This is a genomic window from Micrococcales bacterium (assembly GCA_009784895.1).
Classification (GTDB): domain Bacteria; phylum Actinomycetota; class Actinomycetes; order Actinomycetales; family WQXJ01; genus WQXJ01.
Window position 1 is genome coordinate 23,722 of the sequence record WQXJ01000005.1, and the last position, 21,621, is coordinate 45,342.

Sequence of the window (21,621 nt, forward strand, 5' to 3'; positions counted from 1 at the left end):
CGCCATGGCCTTGAAGCTGTACGACACCGCCACCGGCGCGCCGCGGGACTTCGCGCCCCTGCAAAGCGGCCGAGTTGGCATCTACCAGTGCGGCGCCACCGTGCAAGGGCCGCCGCATGTTGGCCATCTGCGCCCGGCAGTTGTCTTCGACGTGCTGCGACGCTGGCTCGAACGCCAGGTGGGAGAAGTCACGTTTATCCGCAACGTGACAGACATAGACGACAAGATCCTGGCCAAAGCCAGCCAGGCTGGCCAGCCCTGGTGGGCTTGGGCCCATCGCTTCGAGCGCGAATTCACCGCCGCCTACCAGGCCCTGGGCGTGGCCCCTCCCAGCTATGAGCCGCGGGCCACCGGGCATGTGCCGGAAATGATTGCCTTCATCGATCGTCTAATCGAGCGCGGGCACGCCTATACGGGCGAGGTTGGCAACGTTTACTTTGACGTCGCCTCGTTTGGGGCATATGGCGAGCTGACCCACCAGCGTGTGGTTGATATGGCGCCGGCCGATGACGGTAACGTCACCGACAAGCGTTCCCCCCATGACTTTGCCTTGTGGAAGGCCTCAAAACCAGGTGAAGAGGACGCCTCATGGGCCACGCCTTGGGGGCGCGGGCGGCCCGGCTGGCATTTGGAGTGCTCAACTATGGCCCTGCGCTATTTGGGTGAGAGTTTTGACATTCACTGTGGCGGGCTTGATCTGCGTTTTCCGCATCACGAAAACGAGCAGGCCCAGTCACGGGCGGCCGGTTACGGCTTTGCCCAATTGTGGTTGCATAACGGGCTGCTAACCGAGGCTGGCGTCAAAATGTCAAAGTCGTTGGGCAACTCGTGGCTGTTAGAAGAGTTGATCAAACAAGTCGAACCGGTGGTGGTGCGCTACGCCCTAACGGCCGCCCACTACCGCTCGACTTTGGAGTTTTCCATCGACACGCTGCACGAATCGGCCGCCGCCTGGGAGCGTGTAACTGGCTTTGTCCGCCGAGCCTCGGAGCGCTGCCAGGCCGGGGACCTAGACCAGGTGGCGTTACCGGAGGGGTTCGTCCAGGCTATGGATGACGACCTCAACACCGCTGGGGCCTTGGCCCAGGTCCATGAGGCCGTGCGCCGCGGCAACACCGCCCTAACCGATTTCGACAACGCTGAACTGGCCTTGGCACTGACCGAAACCCGGGCCATGCTGGCGGTGCTGGGGTTAGACCCATTGGCGCGGCCGTGGGATCAGGCCGGCTCGGTCGATCAGGCCTCGACCGCACTAGACGCCCTGGTGACCGAGCGGCTCGAAGCCCGGGCCAAGGCCAGGGCCGCCCGTGACTGGGCCAAGGCTGATTCGATCCGCGATGCCCTGGCCGGGGCCGGCATCCAGGTCGAAGACTCCCCGGCCGGGGTGCGTTGGCAAATCGACCAGCCCGGCCCCAACGGCAGTACCAGTCCCTGACCAGCCCTTTCGCCGCTAGGCCGAGGTTTCACCTAGGCTTGTGTAACGTGCCAGGCAATTCCAAGCGGCGCGGAGCTGTGCGCAAACCAGGGTCAAAGAAGGGACCGGCCACCGGCAGCGGTGGCAAGTCTCGCCGTGCCCTCGAAGGCAAGGGCCCAACCCCCAAGGCGGAGGCCCGGCCCTACCATCCGGCAGCCAAACGAGCGGCCGAGGCGGCCGGGCGTCAGGCCCAAGCCAAGGCCAAAGCTCGGCGTCAAACGGCTCCGAGCGGCGGCGATAGGCCGGTCGGTGGAGCTGGCGACTATGTAGTCGGTCGCAATTCCGTGCTCGAGGCCTTGCGGGCCAGGGTACCGGCCCTGCGGCTGGACCTGGCCATCGGTCTAGACCCAGACGACCGAGTGACCGAAGCGATCAGGTTAGCCACCGACCGGGGCTTGCCGATCGAAGAATTGCCAAAGCCAGACCTAGAGCGACAATGCCGCAGTTCTTCTCACCAAGGTATTGCCCTCAAAGCCGTGCCCTACCAGTACGCCAAAGCGGCCGAACTGCTTGACAGCGCCAGCCGGCGCGGCCAAACCCCGTTGATCGTGGTGCTCGATTCGGTCACCGATCCGCATAACCTAGGTGCGGTCTTACGGGCCGGGGCGGCATTTGGCGCCCATGGTCTGGTCATCCGCGAGAGGCGCTCGGCCCAGATGGGTCCAACCGCCTGGAAAGTCTCGGCCGGCGCCGCCGCCCGGATCCCGGTGGCCCGGGCCACCAACCTGGTACGCACCTTGGAGTTCTTCAAGGATGAGGGTCTGTTTGTAGTTGGTTTGGACGGTCGAGCCAAGGACAATGTGGCCGGGCTTCCGGTGGCGACCTCCGGCCTGGTACTGGTGGTCGGGTCGGAAGGTAAAGGCCTGGCCCGCCTGACCCGCGAAGCCTGCGACCTGACCGCGGCCATCGAAATCCAGGCCGCCACTGAATCGCTCAACGCCGCCGTGGCCGCCGGCATTGCGCTGTACGAGGTAGCCAAAGCCCGCCGCCAGCCAAGCCCAGCAGAGTGACCGGCCCACCCCTCAGTCCAACTTGAGGTCGGGGCGCGAGGCTGAGCTTTGGCACAGTCCGGCCTAACTGAGTTAGTCAGGGTGGGAGCCGTCGGTCAAGGGCAGCTCGTCGGTGTTTTCCAGGATTAGTGATTCCTCGTCGCGGCGGTGACGCAAGATCGAGTCGATGTAGTTCTGGACAGCCTCAGCCATAGGCACATGGCGGTTTTGGTCTTGTGACATGAACCAGCGGTGGTCCAGAACCTCGTGGTAGATCTGAGAAAGTTCGAGTTTGCCGCGTAGCTCGGGCGGAACCGCCCGGACGGTCGGCTCGAATACGTCAGTTAGCCAGTTGTGGGCAACATAGTCCTCATCCAGGTCGCTTTGACCGGAAGAGGCGCGGTAGGTGTCCAAATCGTTGAGCAGCCGCCGGGCCTGGTTTTCCTGTACATCCAGGCCGGTCAAGCGGAAGAGGCGGCGCTGGTGGTGACCGGCATCGACCACCTGGGGTCTAATCCGCACAGCCGAACCGCTTTGGTTGGACACCATGGACAACTCGGCCACGTCGAAGCCCAGTTCATTCAATCGGTTGATGCGCTCTTCGAGGCGCCAAGGGGCGTCTTGATCAACCGTCTCCTCGGCGGTCAGCGCGGTCCAAAGTTGGTGGTAGCGATCAACCAAGAAGTCACCAATTGCCACCGGGTCAATGTCGCCCTCCAGCATCTGGCCGGCCTCAAGGTCCATCAGCTCACCGATCACGTTGACGTGGGCCAATTCGAGGTCGTAGAGCCGTTGACCCTGGGTCAGCTGCTCGTGCAGATCGCCGGTTTCAGCATCGACCAAATAGGCCGCAAAGGCGTGGGCGTCACGTCTAAACAAGGTGTTGGACAGTGAAACGTCACCCCAGTAAAAGCCAATCAAATGGAGGCGAACCACCAGCAGGGCCAGGGCGTCAAGCAGCCGGGTGGCAGTCTCCGGTCTGAGACGTTGGGCCAGTAAGGCCCGGTACGGCAATGAGAATCTCAGGTGTTGGGTGACCAAGGCCGCGCCCAGGTCCTCGCCGTCCTGGCTGCTGCGACCGGCCACCACCGCCACTGGCTCGACACTAGGCTCGTTTAGTCCCTTGAGGTCTTTGAGCAACTGGTATTCGCGCCGAGCCACCGACTCGGTGATCTCTTTGACAGCCAAAACCCGGTCAGATAGGCGCACAAATCGCACCACATGTCGCGAAATACCTCGCGGCAAGGCCACCACCACCGAATCTGGCCACTCCTCCAGCGGCAGATCCCAGGGCAGGGAGAGCAGGGCCGGGTTCGGCTCGGCCGCGGTGATGGTCAGAGGTCCAGGCACCAAAAACGCCGTCCTACTGTCTTAGACGCGGCGGCCTCACCGCCGGCTGGCCGGCCAGCCCAGGGCGGGACCGCGCGCCCGGTTGTACTTGTCTGTTGCTCCTAGCCGTCCAGCCGTTCACCGCTGGCGGAGGAGAAGGTGTGTTGGGCGCCGGGGTTGATCGCTACGTAGACCGCTTCGCCCTTCTTGGGCACTGAGCGTGGGTCCACCCTGGCAATCAGCTCGCCACCTTGCAACGTAGTAGTCTCCGGGTCATCGCCAATAATCGAACCGTAGGCGTAGGCATCCGAACCCAGCTCTTCGACAATGTCGATTTGGACCGGGATGGACCCTGGGGCCTGCTTGTCTGACACCGTCACGTTCTCAGGCCTAAAGCCCAAAGTGACCTTGCCTACATCGGCCGGGGTTAACCCCGCCACAACGGCCGGGGCCAGCGGCAACTGGGCGCCGCCCACCTGGGCTGAGTCTCCAGTCACCGGGAAGGTACCAAGGTTCATGGCCGGCGAGCCAATAAAACTGGCCACGAAAACGTTACCTGGCGTGTCATACAAGGTCAGCGGCGTGCCAACCTGTTGCAGCAAACCATCTTTGAGCACCGCGATGCGGTCACCCATGGTTAGAGCCTCGGTCTGGTCATGGGTGACGTAAACCGTGGTGACGCCTAGCCGCCGCTGCAATGAGGCAATCTGGGTGCGGGTCGAGACACGTAGCTTGGCGTCGAGGTTCGACAGCGGCTCATCCATCAAAAAGACCCGCGGCTGGCGCACAATTGCCCGGCCCATGGCCACACGTTGGCGCTGGCCGCCGGATAGAGCTTTGGGCTTGCGGGCCAAATATTCGGTCAGGTCGAGAATCTTGGCGGCCTCTTCGACCCGCTGGCGGATCTCCGCCTTGGGCATACCAGCGATCTTGAGGGCAAAGCCCATATTGTCGGCCACTGTCATATGCGGGTAAAGGGCGTAATTCTGGAAGACCATGGCGATATCGCGGTCCTTTGGTTGGACGTCGGTGACATCGCGTTCGCCAATCAGAATGCGGCCGTCGTTGACTTCCTCCAGGCCAGCCAGCATACGCAACGAGGTTGATTTGCCGCAGCCCGAAGGCCCAACCAAAACCAGGAATTCGCCGTCTTCAATGTGGAGGTCGAGGTGGTCAACGGCGGGAGTCTCAGAGCCCGGATAAATCCGGGTGGCTCCATCAAAAGTTACAGTCGCCATTTACTTGTCATCCCTTCACCGGCAGGTACGTGCCGGACGATCCGTTGTGAAGGCGTCACCTACTTGGCGACACACCTGCTCAGCCGTTGAGCATTGGAGGCCATGATTCCACACCAGGACTGGTCGCAAAAGGGACCTTTTCGCTGGTACGCAGATTTGAGACGGCCGATGCCGGGCCGCGTCCCAAGCCCAAAGCCTTACGCCGGTGCGGCGCGTCCTACTGCCGTCGGTTGCGTCCCACGGGACTGGTCCGCCAGCCGCCTAGGTCACCAGCCGGCACCAACCTGGATCTTGCCGGTGAAGCCGCCGCCCTTTTTACCTGGGTAGAAGTAGAGAATACCGGTGGCGTTGTCCCGGCCTAGAACGTCGTTTATCCGGTCGCCGTTCAGGTCCGCCCCACCGATCAAGGCGTAAGCATTCCAGCCGTGGCCAACTTGACGTTTGCCTGAGAATCCGCCTTTGCCGTTGCCGGCGTAGAGGAAAAGGTAGCCATCCGGGTCAATACCGAGAATGTCGGCTTTGCCGTCACCGGTCAGGTCGCCGCCGGGAACCAATTGGAAGCCCAGCCAACCGTAACCAACTTTCGGATAGGGGGATTTGAAGCCGCCTTTGCCGTTGCCGGCGTAAAGGAAGAGATCGCCGCTGGACTTATTGACAGCCAGCAGGTCGGGGTTGCCATCGGAGGTTAGGTCACCACTGGGGATGACGTTGTAAGCCGACCAGCCATGGCCAATTTGGACCGGGTTGGTTAGGTAGCCGTTGCCGCGGCCGGCAAAGAGATACATATTGCCAGCCGCGTCCATACCGAGCAGGTCGTTGCGGCGGTCGCCATTCCAATCGCCTGGGGCGTACATGGTGACGCCTTGAAAACCAGTGCCAACTAGCAGCGGGCTGCCCAGCCGGCCGTTGCCCAAGCCGGGGAAGACCAATAGGCCGCCGTCTGAGGCCCTGACCGCCACCACGTCAGCCCGGCCGTCGCCGGTCAGGTCCGGGCTCAAGATGATCTGGCTCATAGACGGGATGTAGATGGGCGGTGGTGGCGGAGTCGGAGGGATGTCGCCCAGCTTCGCCAGGGCCGCCTGGACATTCAAGATGCCATAGCCGGTGTTGTTGTTGTGGGAGCCGTTGCCCTTGGCCGTAGCGGTCAAGACGCTGGCGACTTGGGCCGGAGTCAGGCTCGGGCTCAGACGCAGCACAATGGCGGCGGCAGTCGCCACTAACGGTGCGCTAAACGAGGTGCCGTCCTGGTAGGCCCAAGAGTTTTGCGTAAAGGTGGCAACCGAAACACCTGGGGCGGCAATGTCGACAGCCGAGTTGTAGGTTGAGAAACTAGCCACGGCACCAGCTGAATTGGTTGCCGCCACTGAAATGACTGGGGCATAGGCCGCTGGGTAAACCACAGGGTTGGCCACGCCGTTGATCGAGGTGTTGCCGTAGTTGCCGGCGCTGGCCACCACCACCACGTTCTTGGAAATGGCATAGTCAACGGCAGCCTGGAAGTTGGAGGGCATGGCCGTACCGGTGAAGCCCAACGACATGTTGATCACCCGAGCACCGCCCGTATCAACCGCGGCGTAAATCGAGTTGATAATGGCCGTGTCTGTCATCAGCTGGGTCGAAGCACTGGAAACCTTGTAGACAATGACCTTCTGATCCCAGCCGGCACTGGCCAGCAAAGTGCCGTTATTAGTGCAGCCGCCCATCAAGCCGGCAGTGGCCGTGCCGTGATAGGTGACCCCGTCGCTGCCCATGTTGGTTGGGTTGACGTTGGTGTTGTTGTCGCCGTAGTTGTAGCCGGCCACGATCTGGCCGCATTGGGCATCGGGGTGGTTCATCTGGAAGCCAGTGTCAATATCTGCGATTGGCGCCATTGACGACTGGTTGGCCACCGTCAGAGCCGGCCAGGCACCTTGGAAGTTGGCGCCGCCAGCGCCGGTGAAGTAGGCGTACTGGTTGGCTAGGGCCGGGTCATTTGGGTTCCCGGCGTACATCGGCTCGGCCGTGAAGCCATAGTCAACTGCCTCAACTAGGCCGGCATTGACCAGTTCGTCCGCGACCGCTTGCGAAGTGCCGACGTCACTGGTGGTGATTTCCATGGTGACGTCGCGCTGGCCGCCCCCGTCTAGATCGGCTTCACCCAGTCTGGGTGAATTAGTGACCTCCGCCACCTTCTGCTCGATCTGGTCCTGGCTGACTCCATCGGCCGGGATCAGGACGAGCCGTTCGCCATCAACATTGGCCTCATCGGGGTCCAAGGCAGGACCATCGGCGCTGGCGGCCGGGCTCGGGGCAGCATAGGCCAGGTTGTCGCTTTCGAGGGCAAGAGGCGCCACCACTACGGTCAGAGCGACGATAACCGCGACGTGGGCAAATCGAGTTTTGAAGCGAACCACTAGCGAGTCTCCATTTCGGTCCGGGGGCTGTCGCGTGGCATCTGAAACGTTACGTGTAGACCCTATCGAATCCAAGTGCCGAAGAGTATTCCTCCCAGGGAGAAAGCGGTTAGTACTGGAGCACCAAAAAGCCCAGGAATTGGCACATTTCGGCCGGGTCCTGGACCCTGAATTGGGCCGCAGTTGTGCCCGGACCTACTCTGATTGAGACATCGGTCGCCTCGAGGGTTCGCAGCGCTAGCTCGTCAGTGACATCGTCGCCGGCAAAAGCCACCACCGAGACGTCAAGATCGGTTCGCAGCTGGCGTAGCGCGCCGGCTTTGCCGGCCGGTACAACCGAGATCTCAACCACGTTTTTGCCAGCTAAGACGTGGCCTTGCAACTCCCGGCCCAAGTCCTCCGCCTCAGCCGAGATGCGGGCGGCGGTGCCGGCATCGGACACCAGGCGAGTGTGCAAAACGTGGGCGAACGGTTTGTGCTCTACCCAGGCGCCGGCTGGTTTGCCCGCGGTCACAACCAGTTGTTCAAGTCCTTGTTCAATCTGCTCCAGGCGCTCTTGCTGAGCGGGGCTGAGCTCCTGGGGGATCAGGCAGAGGTGCTGGTCTTTGACCTGGCCAAATTCTGCCCCATGGGAGCCGGCCAAATGAGTGCCCTCTGGTGGCAGCGCCAGTCTGGCCAGGTCATTGATGGGGCGGCCGGAAACCAGGGCCAGTTGCAGTGAGGGCACTTGGGCCAGGGCGTGAAGTGCCTTGGCGCCGGCCGGCAGAACGCGGGAGTCCTCCGGGTCGTCAACCAGTGGCGCTAGGGTGCCGTCGAAATCCAAGGCCAGCAAGGCCCGCTGGGCCCGGGTCAGGCGATCAGCCGCAGTTGACCACCAGGCCGCTGGCGTCACTGGATTTCCTGAGGTGGAAAGACCTCGGGAGCCAAGGCGTGCAAGAAGGAGCCAGCCCAAGCGTTGACGTCATTGGTCATGACGCGGCGGCGCAGGGCATGCATGCGGCGGCGTTGTTCGCGCGGCGTCATGTTGACGGCCTGGACAATGGCGGATTTCAGGCCGTTGATGTCATGTGGGTTGACCAAAACGGCTTGCTTCAGTTCCGAGGCCGCGCCGGTGAATTCCGACAAGACCAAAGCGCCGCGGCCGTCAACTCTAGTAGCGACATACTCCTTGGCCACCAGATTCATACCGTCGCGTAGGGCCGTGACCAGCATGACATCGGCCGCCAAATACATCGCCGCCATCTCTTCGAGACCCCGGTTTTGATGCAAGTAGTGGATGGCTGGTGAGGCCAGAGTGCCGAAGTCGCCTGTGATCCGGCCAACGGTGGTTTCGACTTCCTTTTTCAAACGCCTATAGGCGCTGACATTGCCGCGCGACGGGCTGGCTACTTGAACCAGGACAACCCCCGGCATGGGCAGGCGGTCTTCTCGCAGAAGCTCTTCATAGGCCTTCAAGCGGTGCGGGATGCCTTTGGTGTAGTCGAGCCTATCAACGCCAAAAAGGATGGCGTCAGGGTTGCCCAGCTCGGCCCTGATTTCTCGCGCCCTGGCCTGAACGCGCGAGCTGCGGGCCAGCGCGTCAACGGCCCCAGAGTCGATCGAAATGGGGAAGGCCATGGCTTGGACGTGCCTAAGCGCGCCGTTTTGACCGGGCACCATGATGGACTGGGAGCGAGTGGTCAATCCGGTGACGCGACGGACACAGCTTCTGAAGTTGGCCGCGTCCTGCGGCCGCTGGAAGCCCAGAATGTCGGCACCGAGCAGCCCCATCAGGATTTCGCGCCGCCAAGGTAGCTGGGCGAAGAGGGCCTCGGGCGGGAAGGGAATGTGGTTGAAGAAACCGATCCGGACATCGGGGCGGATCTCGCGAATCATGGCCGGCACCAACTGGAGCTGGTAATCATGGACCCAGACCACACCGTTGGGGGCTACTACCTCGGCTGTGGCCTCGGCAAAACGGCGGTTGACCTGCCGGTAGGCCTCATGCCACTCGCGGTGATAGGACGGCTGGGCGATGACATCGTGATAGAGCGGCCACAGCGTCGCGTTGGAGAAGCCTTCGTAGTATTCGGCGATTTCCTGTTCACTGAGCGGCACCGAGAACGATGTCACGCCGTCAACCGTGATTGGGTCGAAGACCACATCGGCCGAGCCGGGCCAGCCGACCCAGGCGCCCCGGTGGGCTTTTAGGGCCGGTTCCATGGCCGTAACTAAGCCGCCGGGCGACCGTCCGGTGGTAACAGAACCGTCGGGATTTGTGGTCACGTCAACCGGAAGCCGGTTGGCAGTCACCACCAGGTCAAACTGGCCAACATTCAATTGATGCTCCTACCGCCGGGTGGGCCGCGTCCATCGTGGCGCTACGCGCGGCTGTGACCACAGCCTCAGGGGAAGGTGTCGTCAACCGCCGCCCTCGCTGCTGGTATCTGTCACCAGCTGCTTAAGTCATGGTACTCCATCGCCTTGACTCAGCCGGTGGCACAGCCAGACTTGGTGGCCAATGGGCGCGGCCCAGTCCACCTGAGGTGGCGACGTGGCATTGTGGAAGCGGTACAGCGGCCGCCAACAGCGAGGAGCAAGTATGACCGAGCCAGCGGTCGTGATAAAAGACCTAGTGGTGGTGCGCTCCGGTCGAGTGGTGCTGCCCGGATTATCGATGGAGGTCCCAACCGGACAGATTGTCGGGTTGCTAGGACCATCAGGCGGTGGCAAGTCAACCCTGATGCGGGCCATTGTCGGTGTTCAGATCGTCAAATCCGGCCAAGTCACGGTGCTGGGCCGGCCGGCCGGAAACGCCGACTTGCGCCGCCAAGTTGGCTACATGACCCAGGAGCCGTCGGTCTACAAAGACCTGACAATCCGGGAAAACCTGAGTTACTTTGGCGCCCTGATGGGAGCTGGTGCCAAACAGGTCGAAGCCGTTATCGAGCGAGTCCGTCTGGCCAGCCACGCCCATCAGACAGTGGCCAATCTCTCCGGTGGGCAGCTATCAAGGGTCTCGCTGGCGGCCGCCTTACTAGGCCAGCCCAAATTGCTGGTGCTAGACGAACCAACAGTTGGACTGGACCCGGCCCTGCGACGCGATTTGTGGGATCTGTTTCGCCAGCTGGCGGCGGAAGGTGTGACTCAGCTGCTTTCCAGCCACGTCATGGATGAGGCCGCCCGCTGCGACCGGCTGGTCCTGCTGCGCGAAGGCCGAATTCTGGCCGACGGCACTCCAGATGGCATTTTGGCCAAAACCGGTGCGACAGATATCGAGGCAGCTTTCCTGGCCCTGGATGACGGTGCTAGGCGGGAAGGTGATCAGTTATGACCGGCCGCAGCACTCTGGCCACCACCCGCCGTGTGCTCAGCCAGCTGAAACACGACCGGCGCACTATTGCCCTAATCATTGTGGTGCCGTGTGTCATTTTGGGTCTGATCGCTTGGATGTTTCACGGTCAAACCGTGCGCGGTCCTACCGGCCCGCCTGTAATTGACCAGTTTGGGCCCATGCTGTTGGCCATTTTCCCAGCTGTCATCATGTTCCTGGTGACCTCGGTAGCGACTCAACGCGAGCGCACCAGCGGCACACTCGAACGGCTTATGACCACGCCGTTGGCCAAGGCCGATTTTGTCTTTGGTTATGCCATTGCTTTCGCCATTGCCGCAGCCGTGCAGGCCACCGTGGTGACCACTTGGGCGGTTTGGGTTTGTGGCATGAACGTCAAAGGTCATGTCTGGGAAGTCGTCGTTATCGCAGTGCTGGACGCCGTACTTGGATCGACCCTGGGCCTGGCTGCCTCATCGCTAGCTCGGACTGAATTTCAGGCAGTGCAGATGATGCCGGCCATCATCATCCCTCAACTGGTGGTTTGCGGTCTGGTAATGCCGCGCCATCAGATGCCGCAGGTGCTTCAGTGGATTTCCGATGTGGTGCCGTTCACCTACGCCATTGAGGCCACCAATAAGGTCGCTGTGGCTGGTCAGTCCCTGGTTGATGCTGGCGGAGATGTCCTGTTGGTTTTGGCCTTTGTCGCCCTGGCGCTGGGCATTGGCGTGGCCACGCTCAGGCGGCGCACACCCTAAGGACGCTTGGCGAAGCGATCGAGCAGCGTTGTGTCGCCGGAGACGATCAGCAGGTCTTGGGGTGAAATCCGGGTTTGTGAGGTGGCGTATTCGAAGTCGTGGCCAGGCGATTTGACGCCAATCACATGGACGCCATACTTCTTTTGGATCTGGGATTGGGCCAAGGTAAAGCCAATGGTCTCCTTAGGCGGATGCATTTTGACCACGGTGAAGCCGTCCTCGAATTCGATGTAGTCCAGCAACCTTCCGGAAACTAGGTGGGCGACCCGTTCGCCGGCATCGGCCTCCGGCAAAATCACCTGGTGGGCGCCAATTCGGCGCAGAATGCGGGCGTGTTCAGAGGACACCGCTTTGGCCCAAACTTGCCGTAACTCCAAGTCGACCAGATTTGAGGTGATCAAAATCGAGGTCTCCAACTGGGTGCCAACCCCAACTACGGCCACCGGGAAGTCGCGCGCGCCGAGCTGCTCAAGAGCGTCGGGGTTGGTGCAATCGGCCTGCACCATTGGCAGGCGACCGGACCAGCGCCGGATCACCTCAGGGTCCGATTCGGCCACCAGGACATCGCGGCCCAGTCGCTCGACTGTCAGGGCTAGACGTGAGCCAAAACGGCCCAGGCCAATGACCAAGACGGCGCCGTCCGTTGGCACTTGGGCCTCAGCCGGAATGGTGTTGGTGGTTTGGTCCATGGTCGTTCCTTTTCGTCGCTGGTGGGCAATAGCTGGCTTTGACTGACAGGGGCTATCCAATCATTGGGCGTTCCTCCGGCAGGCGGATCAGCCGGCGCCGGTTTGACAGCGCCACCGATGCGGCAATGGTTATGGTGCCTAGGCGGCCAGCCAACATCAAAGCGACCAATACAAGTTTGCCAATGGCGGGCAATGTGGCTGACAGTCCGGTCGAAAGACCGCAGGTGGCAAAGGCTGAGATGGCTTCGAAGATGACGTAGTCGAGCGGGCCAACGCCCAGTAGTGACAAGGCGAAGGCCGCACTGACAACGAAGAAGACGCCGGCCACTGCCACGGTGATGGCGATGCGCAGGACTGATGGGTCGATCCTGCGGCCAAAGGCTTCCATATCCCTATCGCCTCTGGACTCGGCCAGGATGGCCAGTAGCATGACCGCCAGAGTTGTCACCTTGATGCCGCCTGCGGTCGAGGCCGAACCCCCGCCAACGAACATCATGGCCTCTTGGACCAAAATGGTGGCGGGCCGTTCATGAGCCAATGTCCAGGTGGAAAAGCCGCCAGAGCGAGTGTTGATCGACGCAAAGACGGTGTTGAGCAGAGTATCGGGGGTCGATACTGAGCCCAGCGTGGCCGGGTTGGTCCATTCAGTAATGGAAATGACAACGACGCCGAAGACCAGCACAGCCAGGGAGAAGCTCAGTGTCAGTTTGGTGTGCAGGTTCCAGCGAGAGGGGTGTCTCAAGTGGCGTGTCACGTCGATGATGACGGGGAAGCCAAGTGAGCCAACTAGGACACCCAGGCCCAGCGGCACCAGCACCCACCAGTCGCCAAGATGCGGCACCAGGCCGTGTTGGGTGGGCGCCAAACCGGCGTTGTTGAACGATGAGACAGAGTAAAAGACGCCATGCCAAATCGCTTTGGGCCAAGTCTCGCCGGCTGCGGCGAAGCGTGGGATCAAGATCAGGGCAATTATGACCTCAGCCACCAGGGAGATGACGGCAACGCCCCTGACCAGCAGGCCAACCTCGCCCAGGCGGTTTGAACCCCTTTCTGAGGCGATCATTAGCCTGGAACGCAGTCCCAGGCGACGCATCGTTACCAGCGACAGGATTGAACTCAACGTCATGATGCCCAGTCCGCCAATTTGGATGCCCACCAGCATGGCTGCTTGGCCAAAGGAGGACCAGTATTCGGCTGTGTCGACTGAGGTCAGCCCGGTGACGCAGACCGAGGATGTGGCTGTGAACAGGGCGTCGATGAAATGCGCGGCGCGGCCGGATTGGGTCGAAATCGGCAGCCACAGCACCAAGGCCACCAGCAGGACCAATGAGGTGAAGGTCAATATCGCCAAGCGGGGTGGCGACATTTGCCGCAGGCGCTCTCTAAAGCTGCGTCTGGGCGCCTGGCCTTCTACTGCGTTGGCACGCATGGCTTCACACTACTCACACCAGTCACTAGAGTGTGCATCTGTAACAATGATTACTCCAACGCAGGCACCGAACGAACGGCAATCATGAAAAGAGACCGGCAACAGTTTTACACCGTGGCCGAGGTGGCTGAGACCATGAGGGTGTCCGGCATGACCATCTACCGCTTGATCCGTGCCGGTGAGCTCCGGGCCCTGCGCGTTGGCCACTCCTACCGGGTGCCGGAAGAAGCCCTCAACGAGTACTTGGATTCGACTGCCCAGTTCCTGACCAACGAACAGGCCGAGGGGGCCTAGAAGGCACCCCGAAGCTTGGCACCTAGGTTCGGCCAAGTACCGGATCGTGCAGCTGGGGCCAGCCTCCAAGCCACTGACAGTTCCCGGTTCCAAGACTCGGGTAGAATGCCTATTTGGTTTAGCTGGCCGGCCGTCTCGCCCAGGTGAGCGGCTGGCCTGGACAATTCACCACACTGAGAGGACCGCATGGGTTCGGTTATCAAGAAGCGCCGCAAGCGGATGGCCAAGAAGAAGCACCGCAAATTGCTGCGCAAGACCCGCCACCAGCGCCGCAACAAAAAGTAGCGACCGGCGTTCTGCCCATCTCAGATTCTGGCTGGCTAGGTCTGGCCTGGCTCGACGAAGCGGCACAGCTCGGCGGACACTTGATCACCTAGCCGATGGCGCATTGTGGCCACGGCCTTTGGGTTCTGGTCAACCATGACAAAGCGGCGGTCAAGTGCCCCCGCCACCGCGCCGGTGGTGCCAGAGCCGGCAAAGCAATCCAACACCCAGTCTCCAGGATTTGATGATGCCTGGATGACGCGACGCAGCACCCCTTCAGGTTTTTGGGTGGGGTAGCCGGTTTTTTCTTTGCCGGTGGGCGAAACGATGGTGTGCCACCAGACATCGGTGGGCAACTTGCCCAAGGCCGCCTTCTCCTCAGTCACCAGGCCAGGGGCCATATAGGGTTCGCGGTCAACGGCCTCGGCGTTGAAGACGTAGCTGGTTGGATCCTTGACGTAAACCAGGATGTTGTCGTGTTTGGCCGGCCAGCGGCGCTTGGTCCGCCCGCCGTAGTCGTAGGCCCAAATGATCTCGTTTAGAAACGACTGGCGGCCAAAGAGCTGATCCAGCGCCACTTTGGCGTAGTGGACCTCACGGTAGTCCAGATGCAAATAGAACGTTCCGTCAGCTGCCAGCAGACGCCAAGCCTGCTCCAGTCGCGGCCACAAGAAAGCCCAATAGTCGGCAAAAACATCGTCAAAGTGGTGGACTTGGCCGGGCACAGTGGCATAGGTGAGACCGCGAAACCCAAGGCGCTGGCCGGCATCAGACAGCTCGGTTTTGACACTCTGACGTCGCTGGACCCGGCCGGTGTTAAACGGCGGGTCGATGTAGATCAGACCAAAAGCCGCGTCCGGCAACCGTTCTAACACCGGCAGGTTGTCTGCCTGGATGACCAAGTTGGGACCGTCGGGCCGCCAGGCCGCGGCCGCCTTCAAAGCTGAGGCATTGCGGGTCATGGCCTGGGGCCTTACCGGCCGGACCACAACCGACCCAGCCGGCGCCAGATTTGCCGCGTGACCAGCCAGAAGGCCCAAACCGTGCCCATCGAATAGACAGTTCGAACTGAGCGGCGCACGGCTCGGCGCCTGGCCCTGAACTCCCGCACCGGCCAGGCTGAGCGGGCGCAATAGCGCCTCAAACGCCGGTCGGGGTTGATACCGCAGGGGCTGCCCACCAGCGACAGCATTGGAATGTCATTGGCTGAATCGCCGTAGGCGAAGCTGGCCGCCAGGTCCAGCCCGCGCTCGGCGGCCAGTTCTTCAACGGCCGTGGCCTTGGCCGGACCGTGCAGCAGGCCACCGACCAGGCGACCGGTGTAGCGGCCGTCGATCCGCTCACCAATTGTGCCGCGAGCGCCGGTGGCGCCGATCCTGTCGGCAATGGTCTCAACTACTTCTGCCGGGCTGGCCGAGATCAGCCAGACCTCGTGGCCCAAGGCCAAATGCTTATCGATCAGGTCTTTGGCGCCGGGGAAAATCCGGGCAGAAAGGACCTCATCCCAGACATGCTCGGCGACTGATTCCATTACGGTCACCGGTTTGCCCGCAATCGCCTCCAGTGACTTGGTTTTGGTGGCTTCAACCCCGGCTTCAGACTCGCCAAATAGGACGTAGCGCAGGTTGATGCGGAAAAACCGGGCGACGTCCCTCAGCGAAATGACGCCGCGCTGTTTCAGGGCCACGCCCAGGTGGAACAGGCTGGCGCCGCGCAGGACGGTGTTATCGACATCAAAAAAGGCGGCCACCTGCTGGCCGTGGCCGGCCGGGGTGGGTAATTGCGCCTGTGACATCGTCCCCCAGTATGGCTTACGCCCGGCGCCAAAGGCGAACGCCAGGGTGGTATTTGACCGATGCCGGGGCTTACTTGACACTGGGCCTATGGCATCTGGCGACCTCACCATCATTCATCTGCTTCGTCACGGCGAGGTCGACAACCCCACCGGAGTGCTCTATGAGCGGCTGCCCGGTTTCAACCTTTCCAACAACGGCCGGGCCATGGCTGAGCTGGCGGCCGCCCACCTGGCCAAACCCGGCGGCCGCACCATCACCCAGTTGTATGTCAGTCCCTTGGACCGGGCCCAGCAGACTGCCCAGCCAGTCGCTCAGGCCCTGGGCCTAGAAATCCAAACCGAACCGGATGTAATTGAGGCCCAAAGCGATTTCGTTGGCACAGTAGTTGACCTGCCGCATCTGATCCGGCCAAAAGCCCTGATCAAGCTGCGCAATCCGCGCCGGCCAAGTTGGGGCGAGCCGTTCGAGCAAATCGCCGCCAGAATGCTGGGCGCGATTGGCCGGGCTCGTCAGGCCGCACAGGGCCAGGCGGCCGTAATTGTGTCCCACCAATCCCCGATCTGGCGGGCCCGGCTCAAAGCCGAAGGCCGGCCGGTTTGGCCCATGCCGCGGGGACGGGCCTGCTCCTTGGCCTCGGTCACTTCATTGACCTACGAAGCAGACAAACTAGTTGAGGTTGGCTACGCCGAACCGGCGGCCCAGCTGCTGCCTGAAAAGCTGCGTTAGGGCTGATAGGTCAGCCGCAGGAGACCTGGGCCAAGCGGCTGTAGGCCTGACCTCTACTTGTCGCCCTGGCCCGATCCGCCCTGGCCGCCATTAGGTTTGCGGTTCTTGCGCTGCTGCTCGGCGATGCGACGGAGGAACTCGGGGTCGTCATCGGGCGCCAAGGGAGCGGCCGGCCGGCGCGGTCTGGGGCGGCGAGGCTTGGCAATCTTGGCCACCAGCAGCCAGGCAATAGCGCCAACGTACGGTGTCAGCAGCACAATCATGGCGATCCAGGCCAACTTAGGCACGGATGTACGTTCAACCTCGTCGTCTTGCACGCAGTCGATCAGCGCGTACAGCAGCAAAGCCGCCGGCAAGACAAAGACAAAAACGATCCGGACCACGCTGCTAGCCTATCGGCTGCGGCCGCGGCGGGTTATGTGCCAGTCCCCTGCCAGTTGGGTCAGGCCGGCCAGAGACCCAGATTGGCTAGGGCCAAGCCCAAAATGAAGGCGTAGGCCAACTGGACCACGCCGGTACCTTTGAGCACGGTGACAAGTTCTTCTCCGGTGGCGTCGTTGTAAACCGCGCCGGCCAACCGGGCCGTGGGCACAGCCATTACCAGGGTGGCCAGGACGTGCCAGCGACCCACCGCCATCACCACTACTAGGGCCATGGCCAGCCACATCTCCAGCTGGTAAACCAACCGAGCCCGTTCGTCACCCAATTTGACTGCCAGAGTGCGCTTACCGGCGGCCGCGTCAAGATCCAGGTCGCGCAGGTTGTTGGCCATCAAAATGGCGCAGGCCAACAGGCCCATGGCCACTGCCGCCACGATGCCACGCCAGGTCAACATCGAAAACTGGACGTACAAAGTGCCAAGCGTGGCGACCAAACCAAAGAAGATAAAGACCATGACATCGCCCAGGCCGGCGTAGCCGTAGGGACGTGGGCCGCCGGTATACAGCCAGGCCGCCACCACGCAGGCACCGCCAACTGCGGCCAGCCACCACAGCCCGGTCAAGTAGCACAGGTAGATACCAGCCAACCCGGCCACGGCGAAGCTAAGCCAGGCCGCCGCCTTGACCGTCCCAGCCTTGGCCGCGCCGGAGCCCACCAACCGCCTAGGTCCGTCTCGTTCCTGGTCGGTGCCACGCACGCCGTCCGAATAGTCGTTGGCATAATTGGCGCCAACCTGCACGGCTACGCCCACTAGCAAAGCCAGTCCGGCCAGGGCCCAATTGGGTGTCCCGATCTGCCAGGCGGCCCCCACCCCAACCACAACCGGGCTGATGGCTGCCGGCAGAGTTCGCGGGCGCGCGCCTTCAACCCAGTCCTTCAGATTTGCCACGCAGGCTACCCTAACCGTTCCAGGCCACCGGCGTCCTGCAACTGCTGGGCCAGGCCGGCGGCCGCTAGCCGGTCGGGTTTGCCAGCGGCGTTCAGCGGCACCCCTTGCACGATGCCGAGTCCTCGCGGCGCCCAGACCGCCTGACCTTGGGTTTTGGTCCAGTGGCGGAGGGTTTGAAGGCTGAGTGGGGCACTTGGCACGACCAAGGCAACTACGGCCTGGCCCCAGTGTTGGTCTGCCACTGCGGTGACAACCACTTGGGTCACATCTGGGTGGTTGGCCAGGACCTGCTCTAGTAGTTCCGGGGCCAGTTTGTAGCCGCCGGTTTGGATGACGTGGTCGGCCCGGCCCAGGACTTCGATCCGGCCGGTCTGGTCGATTCGGCCCAAATCTGAGGTCAAAAACCAGCGCTGGCCGTCCTGGTCGACCCTGAAACCATCTGAGGCCCTGAGCTTTGCGCCGGACCCGACGTAACCCAAGGCCAGCATGGGCCCAGTGACCTTGAGGATGCCGTCAGCTGACGGGCCGTCGCTTTGCCCGGCCAGGCCAACCCGGGCGCCGGCAATGGCAAAGCCGTCGTAGACAATGCCGCCGCATGTCTCGGCCATGCCGTAAGTCTGGATCAGGCGCAGTCCGTAGGTCCGGGCTCGGGCGGCCAGACGCTGCGGGGTCTGGGCGCCGCCCACCAAAACAGCGGTGAAACCAGCCAGAGCCTCGACGGCGGCCGGAGATTCCAGCAACCGGTTGAGCTGGGTTGGCACCAAGGAGACATAGCGCCGGCCGGAACCCATAGCATCGGTCGCCTCGACAAAGCTTTGGGCGCCAAATGAGCCGGCCAAGGCGGTCGGAGCCCGTCCGGCCAGGACGGCCCGGGCCACCACATTCAGGCCTGCAATCTGACTGGTGGGCAGGGCCAGCAGCCACTGACCAGGGCCACCGACGGCCTCAGCGCTAGCCTGGGCGCTGGCCCGCACGGCAGCGGCGGTCAGGGCCACCAATTTTGGTTGGCCGGTCGAGCCCGATGACTCGACCATGACACCGGCACCGGCAGGCCAAGCCAGATCAGCTGGCCAGCGCGGGGGCACCACGGCCAGGGGGCCGGGATGGTCAGGATCCAGCACCTGCTCTAGGGCTCGTACCAGGTCATCGAGATCGCCCGGCCGAACCACCGAGGTATCTCCCTGGCGGCCGGAGGGATCCGGCCCAGGCCCGACTGACAGATTTGAGGCCACAGGCCAAACCTAGCCCAAGCCTTCTGGCCCAACGCTGCCAGCGACGAACTGGCGCCGCGCCGGACCTGGGGCGGGACCTGCCGCTGGCGGCGTACTAGCGTTGACGTGCCCCGGTTGCGCGGCCGGCCGGCCGGCTGGTCACATAACTCAGTGAAGGGTCACACCAAATCAATGATTGCGCGTCTTCCCCTCAGAGCTGTATCCGGGGTTGCCATCGCTGTCTTGGCCGTAGGTACGTTGGTTGCGGGCTGCGGCAAGAAACCGGTCGATCCGGTACCGGCCAAGCCCAGAGTGGCGCCAACGATGCCGGCCCCGGCGCCCGAACCGGTCAGGGAGCTGCTTTGGCCACTGACCGCCATACCCGGGCCAATTGTCGAACGGCCGGCCCTGGCCGTCAAAATCGAGAACTCGCCGCAGGCCAGGCCGCAAGCCGGGCTGAACCAGGCCGATGTGGTCTGGGAGGAGGTTGTCGAAGGCGGCATCAGCCGGTTTGTGGCGGTTTTCCACTCCCAGCTGCCTGAGTCAGTCGGACCAATTCGATCAGTCAGACCAATGGACGGCCCTATCGCCGGGCCAACTGGCGGCCTGTTGGTCTTTTCCGGCGGCCAGAGCCGTTTCATTTCAATCGCCACCGAGGCCGGTCTCCAGGTCTTGGGGCATGATCAAGGCGCGGACGGTTTTTTCCGTGATCCGGGCCGGCGCGGTGAGCATTCGCTAATGGGCCGCCCGGACGAGTTTCTAGCCCAGGCCAACGCAGAACACCAGGCCCCGCCGGAACCGGAGTTCCAATTTGCCCCAAGCGCTGAAGAGGCTACTGCCGTGGTGGTTGGCAGCGCCGGGATGACAGTTGATATCAGGCTGTCTGGCTGGTCAAATCCGGGTTGGGATTGGGATGAGGCCCTAGGGGCTTGGCTGCGGCGGGAAGGCTCGGACCAAGCCACAGTTGAAGGTGGCCAGCAGATTATGACCACCAACCTGGTTGCACTCAAGGTTGAGGTTCGAATGGCCGGTGGCACCGACGCGGCCGGCAGCCAAATCCCCGAATCGATTATGGTTGGCTCCGGCCTGGCCTTGGTCGCCTGCGAAGGCAAGACTATGGACGCGACCTGGTCGAAGGAATCGGTCACGGCGCCGGTTGTGCTGACCAGCCCTGACGGCCAGCCGATCCTGCTGTCACCGGGTAACACCTGGGTCGAACTGGTGCCGGTGGGAGATGGCTCTTGGACCGTCAGCTAGCCGGTCGCAACAAGCCCCTTTGGCCGGCCGATCCTGCTGTCACCGGGTAACACCCAAGCCGAGCTGATGCCGGTGGTCGGCCGCGCCCGGGCTAGAGGATCTGCTTTCTGAACGGCTCCCATTGAGGCGGCCGGTGCTGCAAGAAGGCGTCACGTCCCTCGCGCCCCTCAGCTGTGCCGTAGGCCAATCGAGTTGCCTCCGCGGCGAACATTTGTTGGCCGGCCAGGCCGTCGTCTTCGAGGTTGAAGGCGAATTTGAGCAGCCTGATGGCCTGCGGCGACTGCCCGGCGATCAATCGCGCCCAGCCAATGGCGGTCGGCTCGACCTCGTCGTGGTCCACCGCCCGGTTGATCGCGCCCCAGGCCTCGGCCTGTTCGGCCGTGTAGGTCTGGGCCAGGAAGAAGATTTCCCGCGCTCGCTTTTGCCCTACCTGGCGAGCCAGCAGAGCGGCGCCGTAGCCGGCGTCAAAGCTGCCCACGGTGGCATCGGTTTGTTTGAACCGCCCATGTTGGCGGCAGGCCAAGGTCAAATCCGCCACTACCGCCAGCGAGTGACCGCCGCCGGCCGCCCAGCCGTCGACCACGGCGATTACGACCTTGGCCATAGTCCTGATCAGATGCTGGGCTTCGAGCACATGCAATCGGCCCGATGCCGCCTGCCGGGCTTGGCCAGACCTTTCACCTGGGAGCGGGTTTGGACTGGAGTCGCTGGTTGGCGGTTCTGCGCCGCCACTGGGCGGTTGTGGCTCGGCGCCGGCCGCGCCAATGCTGCCCGGTTGATCCGTAACTGGGTCGGTTCTGGCGTACTCGTAGCCACTGGTACCTCTGAAGCGCTGGTCGCCACCTGAGCAAAAGGCGTAACCCCCGTCTTTGGGGCTGGGCCCATTGCCAGCCAGGAGAACAGCCACCACATCTGGCACCTCAGCGGCGTGACGCAGTGTGGCGATGAGTTCATCAACGGTGTGGGGACTGAAAGCATTGCGGACCTCAGGCCGGTTGAAGGCAATGCGTAGCCAAGGGGCAGGTTGGCCATCTTCCCAGCCTCGGTGGTACGTCAGGTCGGTCAGATCCTCAAAGCCATCGACGCTACGCCAGGCGCTTGGGTCAAAGCCGTCGGAAACAGTGCCGGTCATGG

The 21,621-nt window shown here is 62.7% G+C and carries 21 protein-coding genes; 8 read left to right on the forward strand and 13 right to left on the reverse strand.

Translation table 11 applies throughout. The features are described 5' to 3' along the window. The first annotated feature begins 4 nt into the window (after window positions 1–4). Together cysS and rlmB are read left to right on the forward strand one after the other, a co-directional pair. Window positions 5–1,435, forward strand: coding sequence for a cysteine--tRNA ligase (gene cysS, locus FWD29_01715; GenBank protein ID MCL2802661.1), 1,431 nt, complete (start codon window positions 5–7; stop codon window positions 1,433–1,435). 47 nt (window positions 1,436–1,482) lie between these two features. Next, complete coding sequence (gene rlmB, locus FWD29_01720; protein MCL2802662.1) at window positions 1,483–2,484, forward strand: 23S rRNA (guanosine(2251)-2'-O)-methyltransferase RlmB; 1,002 nt, start codon at window positions 1,483–1,485, stop codon at window positions 2,482–2,484. Window positions 2,485–2,556: 72 nt separating this feature from the next. Here rlmB and FWD29_01725 read toward each other — a convergent pair whose 3' ends face one another. From FWD29_01725 to FWD29_01745, 5 genes are all read right to left on the reverse strand, one after another. Further along, window positions 2,557–3,813, reverse strand: a complete 1,257-nt coding sequence (locus tag FWD29_01725) for a DUF4032 domain-containing protein (protein MCL2802663.1) — start codon at window positions 3,811–3,813, stop codon at window positions 2,557–2,559. A gap of 101 nt (window positions 3,814–3,914) precedes the next feature. After that, window positions 3,915–5,030 (reverse strand): sn-glycerol-3-phosphate ABC transporter ATP-binding protein UgpC, encoded by a 1,116-nt coding sequence (ugpC, locus tag FWD29_01730; protein MCL2802664.1) that lies wholly within the window; start codon window positions 5,028–5,030, stop codon window positions 3,915–3,917. A 266-nt stretch (window positions 5,031–5,296) separates the two neighbouring features. Next, complete coding sequence (locus FWD29_01735) at window positions 5,297–7,423, reverse strand: S8 family serine peptidase (protein ID MCL2802665.1); 2,127 nt, start codon at window positions 7,421–7,423, stop codon at window positions 5,297–5,299. A gap of 109 nt (window positions 7,424–7,532) precedes the next feature. Continuing rightward, a complete protein-coding gene (otsB, locus tag FWD29_01740) occupies window positions 7,533–8,315 on the reverse strand; it encodes a trehalose-phosphatase (protein MCL2802666.1) in 783 nt (260 codons plus the stop codon). Then, entirely contained in the window at window positions 8,312–9,742 is a 1,431-nt protein-coding gene (locus tag FWD29_01745) for a trehalose-6-phosphate synthase (protein MCL2802667.1), read from the reverse strand. Before FWD29_01745 ends, otsB begins: the two co-directional genes overlap by 4 nt. A gap of 262 nt (window positions 9,743–10,004) precedes the next feature. Between FWD29_01745 and FWD29_01750 the strand changes: the two genes are divergently transcribed. Both FWD29_01750 and FWD29_01755 read left to right on the forward strand, forming a co-directional pair. Then, complete coding sequence (locus FWD29_01750) at window positions 10,005–10,736, forward strand: ABC transporter ATP-binding protein (GenBank protein MCL2802668.1); 732 nt, start codon at window positions 10,005–10,007, stop codon at window positions 10,734–10,736. Then, window positions 10,733–11,491, forward strand: coding sequence for an ABC transporter permease (locus FWD29_01755; GenBank protein ID MCL2802669.1), 759 nt, complete (start codon window positions 10,733–10,735; stop codon window positions 11,489–11,491). Before FWD29_01750 ends, FWD29_01755 begins: the two co-directional genes overlap by 4 nt. On the opposite strand, the gene FWD29_01760 is transcribed toward FWD29_01755, so the two are convergent. Beyond that, the gene (locus FWD29_01760; GenBank protein ID MCL2802670.1) at window positions 11,488–12,180 is read right to left on the reverse strand and encodes a TrkA family potassium uptake protein; all 693 of its coding nucleotides are present in this window, start codon (window positions 12,178–12,180) and stop codon (window positions 11,488–11,490) included. The genes FWD29_01755 and FWD29_01760 overlap by 4 nt on opposite strands. Before the next feature lie 52 nt (window positions 12,181–12,232). Next, window positions 12,233–13,609, reverse strand: a complete 1,377-nt coding sequence (locus FWD29_01765) for a TrkH family potassium uptake protein (protein ID MCL2802671.1) — start codon at window positions 13,607–13,609, stop codon at window positions 12,233–12,235. Between the two features lie 84 nt (window positions 13,610–13,693). On the opposite strand from FWD29_01765, the gene FWD29_01770 reads away from it, so the two are divergent. Then, window positions 13,694–13,903: a helix-turn-helix domain-containing protein gene (locus FWD29_01770; protein MCL2802672.1), complete on the forward strand. Its 210-nt coding sequence runs from the start codon at window positions 13,694–13,696 to the stop codon at window positions 13,901–13,903. Between the two features lie 186 nt (window positions 13,904–14,089). Then, the gene (locus tag FWD29_01775) at window positions 14,090–14,188 is read left to right on the forward strand and encodes an AURKAIP1/COX24 domain-containing protein (protein MCL2802673.1); all 99 of its coding nucleotides are present in this window, start codon (window positions 14,090–14,092) and stop codon (window positions 14,186–14,188) included. 35 nt (window positions 14,189–14,223) lie between these two features. Here FWD29_01775 and FWD29_01780 read toward each other — a convergent pair whose 3' ends face one another. After that, complete coding sequence (locus FWD29_01780) at window positions 14,224–15,129, reverse strand: site-specific DNA-methyltransferase (GenBank protein ID MCL2802674.1); 906 nt, start codon at window positions 15,127–15,129, stop codon at window positions 14,224–14,226. A gap of 11 nt (window positions 15,130–15,140) precedes the next feature. Then, window positions 15,141–15,962, reverse strand: a complete 822-nt coding sequence (locus FWD29_01785; protein MCL2802675.1) for an HAD-IB family hydrolase — start codon at window positions 15,960–15,962, stop codon at window positions 15,141–15,143. A gap of 88 nt (window positions 15,963–16,050) precedes the next feature. Here FWD29_01785 and FWD29_01790 point away from each other — a divergent pair, with 88 nt between their 5' ends. Beyond that, window positions 16,051–16,689: a histidine phosphatase family protein gene (locus FWD29_01790; GenBank protein MCL2802676.1), complete on the forward strand. Its 639-nt coding sequence runs from the start codon at window positions 16,051–16,053 to the stop codon at window positions 16,687–16,689. 53 nt (window positions 16,690–16,742) lie between these two features. On the opposite strand, the gene FWD29_01795 is transcribed toward FWD29_01790, so the two are convergent. The 3 genes from FWD29_01795 to FWD29_01805 are packed head-to-tail and all read right to left on the reverse strand — an operon-like array spanning window position 16,743 to window position 19,251. Then, window positions 16,743–17,072: a PLD nuclease N-terminal domain-containing protein gene (locus FWD29_01795; GenBank protein ID MCL2802677.1), complete on the reverse strand. Its 330-nt coding sequence runs from the start codon at window positions 17,070–17,072 to the stop codon at window positions 16,743–16,745. Window positions 17,073–17,131: 59 nt separating this feature from the next. Continuing rightward, window positions 17,132–18,019 carry a 1,4-dihydroxy-2-naphthoate polyprenyltransferase gene (locus tag FWD29_01800; protein ID MCL2802678.1) on the reverse strand — a complete coding sequence of 296 codons (888 nt, stop codon included), beginning with the start codon at window positions 18,017–18,019 and terminating at the stop codon, window positions 17,132–17,134. Between the two features lie 5 nt (window positions 18,020–18,024). Beyond that, window positions 18,025–19,251, reverse strand: coding sequence for an AMP-binding protein (locus FWD29_01805; GenBank protein MCL2802679.1), 1,227 nt, complete (start codon window positions 19,249–19,251; stop codon window positions 18,025–18,027). Between the two features lie 171 nt (window positions 19,252–19,422). Here FWD29_01805 and FWD29_01810 point away from each other — a divergent pair, with 171 nt between their 5' ends. Then, window positions 19,423–20,487 (forward strand): DUF3048 domain-containing protein, encoded by a 1,065-nt coding sequence (locus tag FWD29_01810; GenBank protein MCL2802680.1) that lies wholly within the window; start codon window positions 19,423–19,425, stop codon window positions 20,485–20,487. A 91-nt stretch (window positions 20,488–20,578) separates the two neighbouring features. Here FWD29_01810 and FWD29_01815 read toward each other — a convergent pair whose 3' ends face one another. After that, the gene (locus FWD29_01815; GenBank protein MCL2802681.1) at window positions 20,579–21,619 is read right to left on the reverse strand and encodes a 1,4-dihydroxy-2-naphthoyl-CoA synthase; all 1,041 of its coding nucleotides are present in this window, start codon (window positions 21,617–21,619) and stop codon (window positions 20,579–20,581) included. Window positions 21,620–21,621: the final 2 nt, after the last annotated feature.